We start from the raw sequence: 16,976 nt of genomic DNA on the forward strand, positions 1-16,976 counted from the left end.
AAATAAGCAATACGATATGGATCATGAACTTGTCCATCTTCTACTTTATCAAATGCACCTAAACCATTTTCAGAAATCACAATTGGTAAATCATAACGTGATGTAATATCACGACAGCACATTCTTAGACCCATTGGATCAATTGTCCAATCCCAATCCGTTGTTGGCAAGAAGTCATTAGCAGGATTTTTATATAAGCCAGGAACACCTTGAATTTGGGCAGTTCCTTTCTTTCCAGTTGTATTCATAGCATTGCTCATACCAACACCATCAATAGGGTTATACTCTGCTACACAAGTCTGATAATAATTCACACCCATAAAATTAACCAAAGCTGCTGCTTTACGCAATGTTTCCATATCACCATCTTGAATATCTGGTGTCACGCCCATAGTTTCTAAATATGCCCACGCACTTCTTGGATAACGTCCATAAGCATAAATATCCATCCACCAATAATTTTGTAAATCATCATAATCTGCTTTTGCCATTGCATTTTCAGGTTTTCTGTCATATGCATAACAAGGACTATACGCAAAACTTGCACCAACTTTTGCATCAGGATAAAGTTCTTTTAATGCAAGTACAGCACCTGCATGTGCCATATTGGCATGATGATTCACTTGATAGAATGTTTTCATATCATTTTCTTTTCCTGGAGGATGCATTCCTTTTAACCAGCCAAATGATGTAAAGATATTTTGTTCATTCATCGTAATCCAGTATTTGACACGATCACCATATCTCTTGAACAATGTTGTTGCATAATTCACATAGTCATCAACAATACGACGATCTTCCCAACCGTGATATTCTTCTTCTAAAGCTTGTGGCATATCCCAATGATAAACAGTCACCATTGGTTCTATTCCATACTGAATTAATTCATTAATGAGATCATCATAGAATGACAAACCAGCTTCATTGACCTCACCATTTCCATTTGGATAAATTCTTGCCCAAGCAATTGAAAAACGATAAGTCTTAAGCCCCATATCAGCCATTAACTTGACATCCTCTTTAAAACGATGATAATGATCAACAGCCTTATCTCCTGTTGTTGCTTTAAAAGTCTTACCAGGAATTCTTACAAACTTATCCCAGTTGGTAACACCTTTACCATCTGCATCCCAGCCACCTTCAACTTGATAAGCAGCAGATGCACTTCCCCATAGAAAGTCTTTAGGGAATCCTTTTGTTTCTTTAAAATACATAGATTGCCTCCTTTACTTTATATATTTTCATTCATAAACTCAATGAGAGATAATGAATAAGAATCTTCTTTATCTTTTAAATCATATAAATGTTCTTCTTTAATTGGAAATAATAATTTATTTGATGCATCATGATTGTATAATGGGAAAACCTTTTGAAATGGAACCTCTTTATCATTTTTTGAATGTACATAAACAGTTGGAATTTTATTCTTCTTCACCAATTGTACAGTATCCATTTTCTTTATATCTGTCTTTAGTTCATTCTTAATCACCTTTCTAATAATAGGTCCACAAAGCAACTGAGATACTTTATGTTCTCTTTGACAACGCATTGCTAAATAGCTATAAACATTATCATATGCACCTTCACTAATAATCAAATCAACATTCTTTAACTTTCCTAAACCAGAAGTATTTAATATCGTATTCGCTCCCATACCTTGACCATACATAATAATACGATGATCTTCACCATACTTTTGAAGTATATAAGTATTAAAGTACATTAAATCAAAGATATCACGATAACCAAAACCTCTAATATATCCATCACTTAATCCATGTGCATTTGCATCTACCATTAAAATATTTTCATTTTCAAAAACACTTTCTAAATAACTGACTGAATTTTGTAATGAATAAGCAGACTCTAATAAAGCATGTAAACAAATAATTGTTCTTTTTGCATTTTCCTTTTCAATCAAATAAGCTTGTAAATACAATCCTTTATGATTCTTAATTTTTACTTTCTCTGCACCTAATTCTTTATACCAGTCGCCTTGATCTTCTTTTGTTAAATGTTCTCTATATAACATCTTTTTAGCAAACTGATTAGATAAAGCCATTCCTGCAGTTAATGTTGAAGCTGTTAAAGTTGATGCTACTGCACCACCAATTGCATATTTCTTTTTCATTTATACCACTCCTTAAAATTATCCATGAGGATTCTATTTATATTCATAACCTGTTCAAATGAACTTAAACGATAATTATCATTTTCCATTCTTGCTGCAAAAAATTGAATTGCTGTGACTAATTCTTCCCTTACTTTTGGTCTCATTTCAATAGGAAAACTATTGATTGGGAAACATGTAAATATGAAAGTATTGTAATCTTCATGGAAAAGATCCAATAAAACTTGATACCCTTCAGATTTCACTAAAGAATTTCCCAAAGCCAAATCCAAATCATGATTAGCAAATGTCAGCATATTATTAATAACACCACGCAATACTTTTAAAATAACTGCATAATACTGATCAAAATTATTGTGAAAAATATAATAGATATAAGAAAAAACTAAATTTACATTTTCTCTTTCTTCATCTTTATCATTTAAAACCAACTGATTTTTCAAACTGTTAATCATAGCATTTGTTACTCGATATTGTGATAAAATCATAGAACCAAAATCAGTCATAATCGCAAAAGATAATCTTGTATTAAGACATAAAATATGAATGGCTTCAAATAATTCATCAGGAACATTTTTATAAAACTTATCTAGATTTTCGTAAACAATACGAACAATTTCTCTAATATAATATAAATGAAATTGATACTCAGTATCAAGATACTTTGAATTTGTTCCATCCCATTCATATTGATATAAAATCGTATTCAATAAAATATTCACTGCCTCCATGAAGCTTTTATAATTTTTATTTCTTAAATGTCTTTTTAAACAAGGAATAAATATTTTATAATATGTATCCATTGTTTTTTGATTAATGCCTTGATGATATTTCATATAATTCAATACTGCACAAAAATCTATAGGTTCAATAACAAACTGCTCAACAGAAATTGTTTTCACAAAATTATCATATAAAGAATAATGTAAAGTACTCTTATATTGTGATTTATCAATAATTTTCCTTAATATATCCTTAACAATATAAATTTTTTCTTGTTCATGCAAATCTTCTGAGAACGTATATGTCACACGATCCTGACAATAAACTTCTACATAAATATCAATTTGTCTAAAATTTTGATCAAGCATATAATAATGTGCTTTAAATCCACTTTCTTCCATACGATAACCACTATGATAGCGATATTTTCCACTATATTGTGATTCATGACTTGTTAAAAATTCCTGCATTATATCTATATCAAAAGCCATATATCATCCTCCTCTATGTGCTGCTAAAAAGCGTGGAAGAAAATTACTTCTGACATATTGAACTGCTACAGCTCGAATATTTTCTGAAGAATAATCGCCTCCCATCATTAATGATGTATCCATAATCTCCTCTGTTAATATTGTAAGTTCATGATCGGATAATTCAATATTCTCTAAAGCTATTGTTGATTTCACAATTTCTTTGCATTTATCTATATATTTTTTCTTATTTATATCTGTAATATGTTCCATTATTATCACTCCTTGTTTTATATTATACCATGGTTATATGTCTTTTTTGTAAATTTCTGTCAATTTTTATAAAGAAAAAATGATGATGACCATCATCATCACATTTATCTTAAAAAATGAATTTCTTCTGTTAATTCCAAACCTAATCTCTCTATATATTGTTTTGCAAGATGGTATGTTTTCATATCTAATAACGCATCACTTTCATGAGCATCAGTTCCAATAATAATCTTATTCCCCACTGTCTTCGCAAGTCTAAAGAATGTCTCATTAGGATATTGACGATGTGTTTTATATCCTAATAAATTAAATTCTAATGGCATATGATGTTTTTTTGCAGTTTCGCATAAACGTCGCATCTGCTGTAAATAGAATTCATCATCTGTATCATAATAGGCCAAATCAGGATGAGCTACATAACTATATAATCCTGTTTCAATTGCCTTAATGCAATTGTCAACATATTTTGTTAGTTGCTGCTTTGTGAGCGGTCTACCAAAATATATCCCTGTTTCATCTGTATCATCATAATGATTACCTAAAATAATATAATCAATAGGATAATCATGTAACATTTGTTTTAACCAATCCATATATTTTGGAAAATATTCACATTCTAATCCTATTTTAATAGATATTTGATTTTTATATTTTTCTCTTAATTTCAATAGTGTATTCACATATCCATCCAACTTATCTTCTTCCATACGCATAGTTGAATGAAAAGATGAATCATAATGCCAAGGTGTATGATCACTAAACCCTAGTTCTGTATAACCTGATTGTATAGCTGCTTTGACATATTCTTCTTCATTATCTATTGCATGATAGCATCGTTTTGTATGTGTGTGATAATTCTTCATAATATCCCTCCATATCTCTATTAATATTCTATACCTATTTTATAGTTTTACACAATATTTTTATATTTTGAAACAAGAAAAGTTGAATATATGACTTATATTTTAAGCAACAAAAAAGGCAATGTCATCAAAATATTTGATTAATTGTCTTTTAACATTTTAGTTAGTTATAAAATATTTATTATCTTTCACATATTATACTTCATGATGATAATATTGACTTATGAGTTCATGTGTTAATTTTCCATTTTTAGCAATCTCCCCATAAAAATATCCACTTTGTTTTAAATGACGCTCATAAGTTAAAGGATCAACAGATGCTAAACCAAAAGTCGGTGTATATGTTCCCCATTCCCAATTGTCTAGTAAACTCCAATGTAAATATCCAATAACATTGACTCCCATATCTATAGATTGTGCAACGGCCTGTAAAATAGCTGAAATATAAATAATACGATACATATCATTTTTGCAGGCAATTCCATTCTCAGTAATTAAAATAGGTTTATCATTTAAACGTGTTAATGTATGAAGAATAACTTCAGGACAAATATCATCACTAAAGAATGGAACATCCAATGAATGAATATGTGTTGCTTTATAATGATCAAAACGAAATGCTTTCTTACGACTATTTATTAACTGTCTTGTATAAACATTAACTGCCCATATATCACAAGTATCCTTTAATTCTGGCATAACAATTGCATCATGAAATGGCACAACAATTTCACCTGTTCTTATAGCATGTAAGAAGAATTCATTTTCCATATAATCAATATAATCGGCCATAACTTTATCAGCTTTATCATGATATCCCCTCATTGGTTTTTTCTCAGCATAATTCATTGGTGAACTCACTGGTTTATTTGAATACTTTTTAATAGCATGATATGCTTTTGCATGATATTGTAAGAGATTGATACTTTCTTCAATAGAATATTCAAAAACAATATTCATTTCATTAATAATTAACCAAATATCAACATATTCTTCATAAATTGGTACAACCTTTTCAACATATCTTAAAAAATAATCAAGATTGTCCATTGTATGAAAAGCACCTTTTTTATGGAACCATACAGGATGTGAATTATGATGCAAAGTTAAACATACTTTTATATTATTTTTCTTTAAACATTTTAAAACATCTCTATAATGCTGCAAAGCCTCTTCACTAAATTCTCCTTCTTTAGGTTCTATACGACTCCATTCTAAAGACATACGATAGGTATTTAAATTCATCATCTTTAATAATTCAATATCATCTTTATATTGAACATAACTATTACAAGCTTTGTTGGCCATCTGATAAGGAACACCACCATAAGCAAATTGTGGTGCTGTTTCTTCATCATCATAGAAAGAACAATTATTTCCTTCTATTTGTTGTCCAGCTGTTGTAGCACCCCATAGGAAGTCTTTAGGGAACTGAATATCAGAATATTCTAATATATTAATCATTAATCTCACCCGCACTTATCACTGCCTGTTCTTCATCATAAGCTTGCTTATCAATCATTTTAAAGAATGGATACCAGATTGCTGCTGAAATCACGACAGCAAACAATTCATAGATCCCTGCACTTAAACTCCCATTAACAATACCATGTAAAAGCGGAGGCAATGATCCTGTTCCAAGTATTCCTACATATGGTGTAATTATATTTAAACACATCAATGCATAACCAATACTCACAATAATAACAGGGCATAAAACAAAAGGTATGATTGTCATGATATTTAACATCAATGGAACTCCAAATATTAATGGCTCATTAATACTAAAGATTCCACAAGGTAATGTAATTTTTGAAAAAGCTTTATATCTTTGACTCTTAGAAAAGAAAAACATTACAATAACTAAACCAATTGTTGCTCCACAACCACCAATACAAGCCAAATCCCATAATCCAAAATTAATACTGTGAACAATATTTCCTGCAGCTATAGAGGCTGAATTCTCTGCCATATATCCTAACCAGATTGGTAAAAGAATAGGTAAGACTGTTTGAGATCCATGTACACCAAAGAACCATAATAATTGTGCAATAATAATTAAAACAATAAATGAAGGGAAACTACCAACTAATGATTGTAATGGAATCTGTAAAATTGCATATATAAACCCATTAAATGTTTCAAAAGATGTTAATGTAAATCCATATTTGATAATTCCAAAAACAATAACTGTAACAACTGCAGGAATCAGTGAAATAAATGAATTACTTACCATTGGTGGAACACCATCAGGTAATTTAATTGTCATATTTTTATTCATAAAGAATTTCATAATATGAATGACAATAATTGAAATAATAATTGCAGAAATCACTGCTTTAGGTCCAAAATAATCACCATTAAACATGTTCACTGATGGCATCACTGAATCATCTACAGTTATAGGTGATAATAGAACAAATGAAACTAAAGACATAATCCCTGTATTAAAAGCATTATTCTCAATTCCAAATTCTTTAGCACCATGATATCCAATTGAAAAAGCCATATATAATCCAATTAAATTGGTTGTAATAGCTGGTACATAATTGACAATTGCTCCTACTGGAGTATTATTTAAAAAATCTTGATAAGGTTGCCAAGTAATAGATGTCAATATAGAAAATAATGCTCCTACCATAATGACACCAAGCAATGACATTGAACCACTTGAAATGGCTTTTAAATATTTATTTGCTGAAATCTTATTTGCAATTGGAAGAAAATGTTCTTCCATAAACTTAATAAAACGTTCCATTATTCTTCTCCTTCTATTCCATTATTTTGAATAATATTTTGATACCAATAAAAACTCTTTTTTTTGATTCTTTCACATGATTTCATATCATCATTTGTACGATCTACATAAATTAAACCATATCTTTTTGAAAAGCCCTCATGTGAACTGACAAGATCTAATAAAGACCATGGACAATATCCTATCAGTGGATATCCTTCTTGAATAAATTGATAACATTTTTCTAAATGCTGTTTTAAATAATCAATACGATAATTATCAGATATGCTTCCATCAATGAGTTGATCTGAATAAGCCATACCATTCTCTGTAATAATCATTGGAAGTTCATAACGATCATAGAGTTGTCTAAGCCCCATATATAAGCCATCTGGATCAATACCAAAATGCATCCATTCTGTTGCTTGTATGCATTTATTTTCTACCACATAGAATTGATCACTTTGATAAAATGGAGGCATTTTTAAACAATCATCTAACTTATTTTTGGCACGAACACAACAGCTCGCATAATAATTAACACCAATAAAATCAGGTTTATTTTCTGCTAAATAATGTAAATCTCTCTGGTTCATTTGAGGATAAATTTTCTTTTGTTTTAAATACGACTGAAAGTGATGTGAATATTTTCCTTTAATAGATAAATCTAGAAAACTCCATTGTAATTCATCTTGAGCATTTAATGCTGCTAAAACATCTTTAGGTGATGAAGTTTCTGAATAAATAACCTGCATAGCCACAACATGTCCAATTTGACCATCAGGAATAAGATTTCTGAATTTTGAAATAGCCATTTTTTCTGCTAAAGTCATGTGATAACTCATTTGATAAAGTGTCTTTTGTCGCAGATAATCATCTTCTGTTAAATTTCCATTCATATCATCAGGAGCAGTTGCACACATTTGTTCATTAATAGTTGCCCACATCTTGACCTGATCTTTGAATTCTTGAAAACAAATAGTAGCATATTGAACGTATGCATCTACACATCTGCGATCTACCCATCCTCCAAATTCCTCAATCAATGCATAAGGCATTTCAAAATGATAAAGCGTTGGAAAAGGAATGATATCATTTTGAATTAATTCATTTATCAATGAATGATAAAAATTCAGTCCTTCCTGATTAGCATGATGTCCATCTGGCATAATTCTTGTCCATGAAAAAGAAAAACGATAAACCTTTATCCCTAATTCCTTCATGTAACGGACATCTTCTTTCATATGATGATAATGGTCACTTGCTCCTTTATAGTCTGCTAAACCTGAAGGAATATTTCTAACATCCGAATTAGCAATACCTCGACCACCTTCGTTCCAACCACCTTCAACTTGAAATGCACTAGTTGAAGCTCCCCATAAAAAATCTCTAGGAAATTGTAATTTTTGTTCCATAATTTTCTCCTTTCTTGATATCATTATCATAGCATCAGTTCACTCAAAATTTTTTGTCAAAAAAATCGATAACTTTCAAAGTCATCGACATAATTTCATTTTATGAAACTTTCTATCCCTTACTAAAATTAATATAATAATACATAATGATTAATTCAATCATATAATTCAATGCAATCCTTCCCTCTGTATCACTATTAGACTTATTACACAATATAATCTCATCACAATAATTCATGAATTTTCCAGCATTCAGCATTGTAATCGCTATAACTTTACACCTTTTTTGCATAAGATTTTCCATCAAATCAGTATTTCTATAAAAGAAACTACCTTCTAATGAAACAACAAAAACAACAGCTCCTTCTTTCAATTCATCTACAAGTTTTCTCTGTTTTTCATCAGTTACACCAAGTTGAACGAATCTATTTAAACTTGCCATCTTATTTTGAAAATGTAATCCAACCATATTTGCATATTCCAAACCCAAGAAAGCAATTTCTTTTGCCTGATAGATTATTTCACCAATTCGATGTAATTGTTCATAGTCAATATGTTCATACGTAAATTGGATATTTTCAATAACTTTATCTGTATAACGTTTATATATTGGCTGTAAATCAGCAGCAGAAGCAAAATTAACATTTTTAGAATAATCTACATCAATTTGAATTGTATTATGAATATCTTCTCTAAAAAGGCGATAACTTTCATATCCTATGGCTTTAATAAAACGTGTAATAGATGAAGCTGATACAAAGCATAAGTCTGCCAATTCATATATTGTTAAATCTGGTATTTGATGATAATTTTCTAAAATAGTTTTTGCAATATCATAATTGGCATCTTTTTGATCATTATAATTCACAAATCCCAATAATTGAGACATAATTGAAATTCCTTTTGGCATATGAACACCTCCGTGTTTTTATTATATATGAGATATCATTGTATTTCTATATAATTTTATCTACAAGTAAAGGAATCTTTTCATTATTCAACCGATCTATTATCACAATAGTCCAGATTCAATCGATAGACTAATATACATTATCTGTAAGTCTGTTTCTTTTATAGAGTTAATTTGCTCTCATGATGATTCTTACGTTTACTGTGACCATGTGTCTAATCTTCACAAACATCATAACCATAACGATAATCATTATGATTTTTTATTATTTTCTCATTAATAAGTGATGACATTTTATCTTCGAAAACTTTTACACCATTACTGTATCACAATCAACAAAAATATTTTATAAAATATTAGACAAATCTAAATTCCTTAAAGTTTAAAAAATGATATCCATTAAATTATAATTATGTCTAATTATTTTCATAATCTTTTAGGATTAATAGTCCATGAAAATTACAAACTCTTTAATTTCATATATGTAATAAACATATTGAAACTTTACTTAAAACTAATATAATTATTATATAAGTTAATAGTTGTGATAATCTATATTATGAAAATTTATCAAAACCAAATACTTGAAAGGATAAAAACTCTAATCCTATAATAACTAATATTCAGGAGGTATAGAAGATGAAAAAAGTTTTAATTGGACTCTTGGTAATTGTCATATTTTTTATTGGTGTAACTATTTTTGATAAAGCTACAAATTTTAAAAGTTATGCATATATCAATGATGTTTATACTGAAAATAATAATATAATTATTTCCATAGATGGTGGAAATGGTGATTCTAAATATCATCACTATGAATTAAATGAGATAGGTAACGGAATTTATGAATTGCAATTATATGCTTCTATTATAAGTGGAAAGTTCTTTCCAGTTGAAATTGAATTTAATAACGAATCTAATCATATTAAAGAAATTCGACAAAAACCAAACAATGGAGATGAAACAGGAAGGGAATACGAGGTTATATATCCATCTGAGTAGCCATCAATCTGATAAAAATAATGTAGTCTATCTTTATTGAATATTACCAAACTATCTAAGCATAACCACCTACCATTATGATTATTCCATATTTACATTATAGCATAAAGCAATCTTAGCATCTTTAAAAAATTGCCAAAAGAAAATAGGGATTTCTCCCTATTCATAATCACATGTATAACCACGCATATCTAATTCTAATTTTTCAACTTGCCAATCTTTTAATAAATCACCAAGTTCTTCTTTAATTCTCACAACACCTTTTGTATCAGTTGCATCTATAACTGCCATAATAGTTGGTCCTGCTCCCGATAAATAAGCACCTAGCACTTTTTCATCCTTTTCTAAAATAGCCATAATTTCATCAAAGCCTTGAATCAATGGTCCACGATAAGGCTGATGAAGACGATCTTTGAACCCTAACTTTAAGCCATCATCATATCCATTAATTAATGATGCAACCATTAATGCTAAATGTGAAACATTCGCAATAGCATCTGCTCTTGATAATTCTTGTGGTAAGACAGAACGTGACTTCTCTGTTGATAATGTAAATGGTGGAATCATTGCAACAAAACGATAATCATGTTTTACTGGAATATTTAATGTTGTGACACCATCCGTCATAACAGATACAGTCAACCCACCAAATATTGCAGGCGCAACGTTATCGGGATGTCCCTCTATTTTTGTCGCAAGTTCTAAAATTTCCTGACGATCATCATAGCGGTCTACAAATGCATAAGCACCAACAATACCAGCAACAATACAAGTTGAAGAACTTCCAAGTCCTCTTGTATAAGGTACATCACCACTACACTCAATACGCAAACCATTAAATTCTAATCCACAGGCTTTTGCCCCTTCAACAAATGCTTGATATGTCATATTGTCAGCATTGCAAAATTGTTCAGGACAACCTGTAATCTCTAAACTTTCTTCTAATAATTCAAAAGTAAATGTATTATATAAAGTAACAGCCAGTCCTGCCACGTCAAATCCTGGTCCTAAGTTTGCACTTGTTGCTGGTACTTTGACTTTAACTTTCATATTTAAAACTCCTTAATTTGTTCACCAATAAAATCAATAATAGCTTCTTTATCAATGACTTTTTTATGCAATATTTCTCTATCTTTAATACCTTTTAATGGTGTAGGTACAGGTACTTTTGTTTTTTCATTTAATAAATCAACTGCATCATATTCATCCATCTTTTCACCACTGACTGCCTGATATACTGAACCAGGAAATTTATATGGTGAAGCTGTTGATAGAAGAATTGTCTTTGTTTGATCTTGAGATTGTTTCTGATATTCTTTATAAACACCATATCCTACTGCAGTATGTGTATCTAATAAATATCCTGTTTCTTTATAACAAGCACCAATTGTTTCAAGAACTTGTTCTTCATTTAACCATCCTGCAGTAAAGTTTTCTTTTACTTTTGCAAAAATATTAGCATCAACTTCATAAACTCCTGTTTCATTTAATTGATTCATATAAGTTTGTACTTTTGATGCATCCTGACATAACATATAAACAAGTCTCTCTAAATTACTAGATACCAAAATATCCATAGCTGGTGCATTAGTTTTATAGAATTCTCTATTGGCATCATATTGACCAGTATTAAAGAAATCAGTTAATATATTATTTTTATTAGATGCAATAATAAATTTACCAATAGGTAATCCCATATTTTTAGCAATATATCCAGCCAAACAATTCCCAAAATTCCCACTAGGGATTGTAAAGTTAACTGTTTCTCCTAATTGAATTTCTTTCTTATTGACTAAAGTCATATAAGAATAGAAATAATAGACGATTTGTGGAATGAGTCTTCCTATATTGATTGAGTTTGCTGATGATAAAAAGACATGATGCTGATTGCATAATTCTTTTAATTCCTGAGAATTAAAAGCTTTTTTAACTGCTGTTTGAGCATCATCAAAATTCCCTTTAATTCCAATAACATCAACATTTTGTCCTGTTTGTGTAACCATCTGCTGCTTTTGAACAGGTGATACACCATCAATAGGATAAAAGACTTTAATACAAGTTCCCTCTACATCTTTAAATCCTTCTAAAGCTGCTTTTCCAGTATCTCCTGAAGTTGCAGCTAAAATCATAACTTCTCTTTCTTCACCTTTTTGTTTCAAAGAAAAAGTCATGAAATGAGGCAATAATGATAGTGCCATATCCTTAAATGCTGCAGTAGGTCCTTGAAATAATTCTGCAATATAAACATCTCCCGCTTTTTCAACAGGTACAACTTCAGATGGAAACAATCCATCTCCATATGCCTTTTGACATAATCCACGAATATCTTCTTTGACATCATCTGGTATAAAAGTAGAAATAATTTCAGTCGCCATATCTACATAATTCAAATTTTGCAAGGCTTTTAAATCTTTCTTTTCAATCTGAAAAGCTGGAACAAGCAATCCACCATCGCTTCCAATTCCTTGTAAAATAGCTTGATAAAAATCTAAAGGTTCTTGATTTCCTCTTGTACTTAAATACATTTTTTCACTCACAGTTACTCCCCCAATCAATTATTTGTCTCATTGTATACAATTTCATTTTGTAAGTCAATAATATTAGAAAATTTCTTCATATCATCATCTATTTTTATATTTTATCTAAATATTATGATATCATCTTCATTATATAGTAAATTTCTATGAAATAAAATTCAATTTTAAAGAAACCATAAAAATTATCCTTAATTTAACATATTTTTTTGACTAATCACTTACAATATACTATAATAATTGCATTCTAAACAAGAGGGATGTGTGAATATGAGTAAAATTATTATACCAAAAGATTACAAACCACACTTAAACTTAATTGAAACTGAAGTTGCTATTAAGATGATTAAGGATACGTTTGAAAGAAGATTAGCAGAACAATTACGTTTAACGCGTGTATCTGCACCATTATTTTTATTGAAAAACACAGGTCTCAATGATAACCTTAGTGGAATTGAAAAACCTGTTTCATTTACTTCATTTGAATTAAATCACGATGATGAAATAGAAATCATTCATTCACTAGCCAAATGGAAAAGAGATGCTTTACATCGTTATGGATTTGAACGACATACAGGGCTTTATACTGATATGAATGCTATTAGAAAAGATGAAGAATTAGACAACATTCATTCTATGTATGTTGATCAATGGGATTGGGAAATGGTTATTTCTAGAGAAGATAGAACAATGGATTATTTAAAAGCAATAGTTGCAAAAATCTATAATGCTTTATTAGATGTTGAATTTTTAATGATTAGACATTATCCACAATTAGGGGAATCTATTTTACCAGATGAAATTTATTTTATCACTTCTCAGGAATTAGAAGATAAATACCCAGATTTCACTCCTAAACAAAGAGAAAAAGCAATTACTAAAGAACATAAAGCTGTTTGTATATTGCAAATTGGGGATATATTAAAATCTGGACACAAACATGATGATCGTGCACCAGACTATGATGATTGGACATTAAATGCTGATATTCTTGTTTATAACACACAGTTAGACGATGCTTTAGAAATTTCAAGCATGGGTATTCGTGTTGATGATCAAACTTTAAAAGAACAACTTGAAAAAGCTCATTCAAATGAACGTTTAGCATTACCTTACCATCAAAATATTATCAATCATGTTCTTCCTTTAAGTATCGGTGGAGGAATTGGTCAGAGTCGTCTATGTATGTTCTTTTTAAGAAAAGCACATATTGGTGAAGTCCAAGCTTCATTATGGGATGAAGAAACAATGAAACTCTGTGCTGAAAACCAAATCCATTTATTATAATGATATTTACGTTTCCTGCTTTTTTCTAAGTTTATAGATAATTAAGAGACTTGAAAATTTAATCATCTATAATCATAAAACCTAATAAATATACATTTGTATTTTCTTCACAAATAACAATATGATGATAATCTTTAAGTTGATGATCTATGTGATCAATATTAAAAGATTTAGATAATGGAAAAGTTACTTTTGTAAAAAAGTTTCTTTTCATATAACCATGATAGATATAAATCTGTGAAGATTTATTTTGTTGACAACTTTCTATAGCAAAATCTAATATTTGATTCATAATTGTATAATAGAGAATGTTTGGAATAGGACAAGCAGAAGGAGCGTTAGTATAGATGATACGAATATTTTTTTCTTGAAATATAGGTATATATTGATAAAGTATATAATCTAAAGTTGAGTTACCACTAATAATTGGTTTTATTTTTTGATTGATTATATTGATTTGTGAATCTATGAATTGATCAATAGATGGACTGTTTTGATGATTTAGTTTTTTGATATGACTTAATATATATATCATTTCATGTTGAGAATGTGATAAAGCATCTAAAGAGTATCTCAAGAAATGATAATTCTTCTGATTAAGTGATAACTCTTTAATAGTAAGTTGTGCTTCTGTCTTTTTCTTATTAGTATCAATTACATATTGAAAGACTTTATAAAGAGATATTGTTAAAATAAGAACACAAATAATAATTATATATAGCTGTATATTCATTTCTGTTTCATAAAATAAAGAATCAAAGGCTAATGTATAAAGACCTAATAAGGAAATCAAAGCAATATTAAAATACCAATTCTTAGCATATTCGCTATCAATGAGTTTATGTAAATAAGGTGGAATAGTTAATACAAAGATAAGAAAAATTATCTTTGAAATAACAATGAGTATATGAAGTGAAAGAGGTTGATTGATAAATATAATTTGATTTAGCATGATAGCTAAGGTGTTTGCAAAAATAGATAATAAATCAATTAAAAGACAAATAAATAAGTTAATAATATAATTACATTTTCTAATGCATGTACTAAAACTAAATAAAATAAGTTGTAATAAAAGAGCATATAGGATTTCGCTATATGTAAAATAATTATAGATAGAAATATCTATAAAAATAATAAAAGAAAAAAGGCTAATCAACGAATAATGTTTTGAAATATTATGAGATAATGATTGTGCTATAAAAATAGAATATAAAATTCCTTCAACTAAATTGAAGAATAAAATGAAAGCATCCATATTACAATTTCCTTAATTGAAATTGTTGAAACAAGTTTTCAGTATCTTTACTTTTTCTTTGACTGATTGGAATTATCTCATTATTTTTTAAAATAACTTCTTTATTGTCTACGTTTAAGATATAACGAAAGTTAACAATAAATGATTGATGGCAATAAACAAAATCTTTATGGTTTAGTGTTTCGTAAATATTTGAAAGTTTATCTCTTATTTTATATATCTGATGAATAGTATGAATGTATATATTATGTTTATTACTTTCAAAATAAAGAATATCACGATAAAGAATTTTAAGTCGATGATGCTGATAGTCAATTGAAAAATATTGATTGATTTGGATAATGAGTCGTTTTAAAATGGGAGGTAATTCTTGAGTGAGATATTGTTTTCTTACAAAACCATAAGGATGGTAATTACATGCCTGATATCCTAAGTCGTCACGATGAGAAATATAGATGATAGGAGGTAGCGGAGTTAATTTATTTGTAATATCAAAACCATTGATGCCAGACATTTCTATATCTAAAAAAATAGCATCATATGCCTGCTTAAAGTCAATGGACTCAGGATTGTTAGAGACAAGAATATTACATTCAATAGAATAAATTTGTAGCTCTTTATCAAGAAATTTCTTGATTGATAATAAATCCTCAATATCATCATCAACTATTAGAAATTTGTACATATATATCACCTTCTTTATTTTATTATACTTAATTATTTTAAGATTGTATAGAAATAGCATAAATTTGCTTTAAATGTGCCAAAACTGTATCGTTTTTGCCAAAATATTGAAATAATATAAAAAAGGTGTTAACCTAGACTTAGGTGAAGAGTTATGGAAAACATAGCAGAAAAACTAACATTGTATTTAGAGAAAAAAGATATGATTCAAGATGAAAGAAATGTATATAAGTATGGTTTTGAAGGTCTTATATCTACATTAGTGGGAACATTTCTATTAATTATAATTGGAATAATAACAAATCATCTTATTGAAGCAATAATATATGAATGTATATTTTCTACTTTAAGAAAGTATATAGGTGGATATCATTGTAAAAGTCATGCTCATTGCATTATGTTGTATAATAGTTTATTTATGTTGTTTATAATCATTGAAATATATCTAAAATTAAATGGGTTAACGATATTAGGATGCATGATTCTTATTATTATATATGCTCCAATAAAGAATAAGAATAAAAGTATTTCAACATTATCTGAAATTCATAATAGGAAATGTGGCATTATATGGAGTCTTGTTGTAATTATGAGTATTGTTATTATGTATTTAAACAATATTCATTATTATAAAATATTATTTTATATCATTTATTTAACGACAATTTTAATGATAGGAGGAAAAATTGAAT

Annotated in this window: 16 protein-coding genes; 3 read left to right on the forward strand and 13 right to left on the reverse strand. The window is 28.8% G+C overall.

The genetic code is table 11. The features are described from left to right. From BN350_RS19735 to BN350_RS17400, 9 genes are all read right to left on the reverse strand, one after another. The coding region (locus BN350_RS19735; protein ID WP_044600451.1) for a glycoside hydrolase family 1 protein at window positions 1-1,214 on the reverse strand (1,214 nt) is incomplete at its 3' end. Between the two features lie 17 nt (window positions 1,215-1,231). Further along, entirely contained in the window at window positions 1,232-2,131 is a 900-nt protein-coding gene (locus tag BN350_RS17365) for an alpha/beta hydrolase (RefSeq protein ID WP_028044726.1), read from the reverse strand. Beyond that, the gene (locus BN350_RS17370; RefSeq protein WP_028044727.1) at window positions 2,128-3,345 is read right to left on the reverse strand and encodes a hypothetical protein; all 1,218 of its coding nucleotides are present in this window, start codon (window positions 3,343-3,345) and stop codon (window positions 2,128-2,130) included. The genes BN350_RS17365 and BN350_RS17370 overlap by 4 nt, the downstream gene beginning before the upstream one ends. A 3-nt stretch (window positions 3,346-3,348) precedes the next feature. Beyond that, the gene (locus BN350_RS17375; protein ID WP_028044728.1) at window positions 3,349-3,597 is read right to left on the reverse strand and encodes a hypothetical protein; all 249 of its coding nucleotides are present in this window, start codon (window positions 3,595-3,597) and stop codon (window positions 3,349-3,351) included. Between the two features lie 104 nt (window positions 3,598-3,701). Then, complete coding sequence (locus BN350_RS17380; RefSeq protein WP_028044729.1) at window positions 3,702-4,460, reverse strand: histidinol-phosphatase; 759 nt, start codon at window positions 4,458-4,460, stop codon at window positions 3,702-3,704. A 195-nt stretch (window positions 4,461-4,655) separates the two neighbouring features. After that, entirely contained in the window at window positions 4,656-5,924 is a 1,269-nt protein-coding gene (locus BN350_RS17385; RefSeq protein WP_028044730.1) for a glycoside hydrolase family 1 protein, read from the reverse strand. After that, window positions 5,917-7,218, reverse strand: a complete 1,302-nt coding sequence (locus tag BN350_RS17390; RefSeq protein WP_028044731.1) for a PTS sugar transporter subunit IIC — start codon at window positions 7,216-7,218, stop codon at window positions 5,917-5,919. Before BN350_RS17390 ends, BN350_RS17385 begins: the two co-directional genes overlap by 8 nt. After that, complete coding sequence (locus BN350_RS17395) at window positions 7,218-8,612, reverse strand: glycoside hydrolase family 1 protein (protein ID WP_028044732.1); 1,395 nt, start codon at window positions 8,610-8,612, stop codon at window positions 7,218-7,220. The genes BN350_RS17390 and BN350_RS17395 overlap by 1 nt, the downstream gene beginning before the upstream one ends. A 112-nt stretch (window positions 8,613-8,724) precedes the next feature. After that, a complete protein-coding gene (locus tag BN350_RS17400) occupies window positions 8,725-9,522 on the reverse strand; it encodes a MurR/RpiR family transcriptional regulator (RefSeq protein ID WP_028044733.1) in 798 nt (265 codons plus the stop codon). Window positions 9,523-10,161: 639 nt separating this feature from the next. On the opposite strand from BN350_RS17400, the gene BN350_RS17405 reads away from it, so the two are divergent. Further along, complete coding sequence (locus tag BN350_RS17405; RefSeq protein ID WP_028044734.1) at window positions 10,162-10,524, forward strand: hypothetical protein; 363 nt, start codon at window positions 10,162-10,164, stop codon at window positions 10,522-10,524. A 159-nt stretch (window positions 10,525-10,683) separates the two neighbouring features. Here BN350_RS17405 and thrB read toward each other — a convergent pair whose 3' ends face one another. Both thrB and thrC read right to left on the reverse strand, forming a co-directional pair. After that, window positions 10,684-11,574: a homoserine kinase gene (thrB, locus tag BN350_RS17410; RefSeq protein WP_028044735.1), complete on the reverse strand. Its 891-nt coding sequence runs from the start codon at window positions 11,572-11,574 to the stop codon at window positions 10,684-10,686. A gap of 2 nt (window positions 11,575-11,576) precedes the next feature. Beyond that, complete coding sequence (gene thrC, locus BN350_RS17415) at window positions 11,577-13,061, reverse strand: threonine synthase (protein ID WP_028044736.1); 1,485 nt, start codon at window positions 13,059-13,061, stop codon at window positions 11,577-11,579. Between the two features lie 267 nt (window positions 13,062-13,328). On the opposite strand from thrC, the gene asnA reads away from it, so the two are divergent. Beyond that, window positions 13,329-14,345, forward strand: coding sequence for an aspartate--ammonia ligase (asnA, locus tag BN350_RS17420; protein WP_028044737.1), 1,017 nt, complete (start codon window positions 13,329-13,331; stop codon window positions 14,343-14,345). Between the two features lie 58 nt (window positions 14,346-14,403). Here the strand turns inward: asnA and BN350_RS17425 are convergent, their stop codons facing one another. Together BN350_RS17425 and BN350_RS17430 are read right to left on the reverse strand one after the other, a co-directional pair. Then, the gene (locus BN350_RS17425; RefSeq protein ID WP_028044738.1) at window positions 14,404-15,600 is read right to left on the reverse strand and encodes a hypothetical protein; all 1,197 of its coding nucleotides are present in this window, start codon (window positions 15,598-15,600) and stop codon (window positions 14,404-14,406) included. A 1-nt stretch (window position 15,601) separates the two neighbouring features. After that, window positions 15,602-16,285: a LytR/AlgR family response regulator transcription factor gene (locus BN350_RS17430; RefSeq protein WP_028044739.1), complete on the reverse strand. Its 684-nt coding sequence runs from the start codon at window positions 16,283-16,285 to the stop codon at window positions 15,602-15,604. A 153-nt stretch (window positions 16,286-16,438) separates the two neighbouring features. On the opposite strand from BN350_RS17430, the gene BN350_RS17435 reads away from it, so the two are divergent. Then, window positions 16,439-16,976, forward strand: a 538-nt coding sequence (locus BN350_RS17435) for an accessory gene regulator B family protein (protein WP_028044740.1), incomplete at its 3' end; no start/stop codon positions are given.

It is taken from the genome of Candidatus Stoquefichus massiliensis AP9 (genome assembly GCF_000455285.1).
GTDB lineage: Bacteria > Bacillota_I > Bacilli_A > Erysipelotrichales > Coprobacillaceae > Stoquefichus > Stoquefichus massiliensis.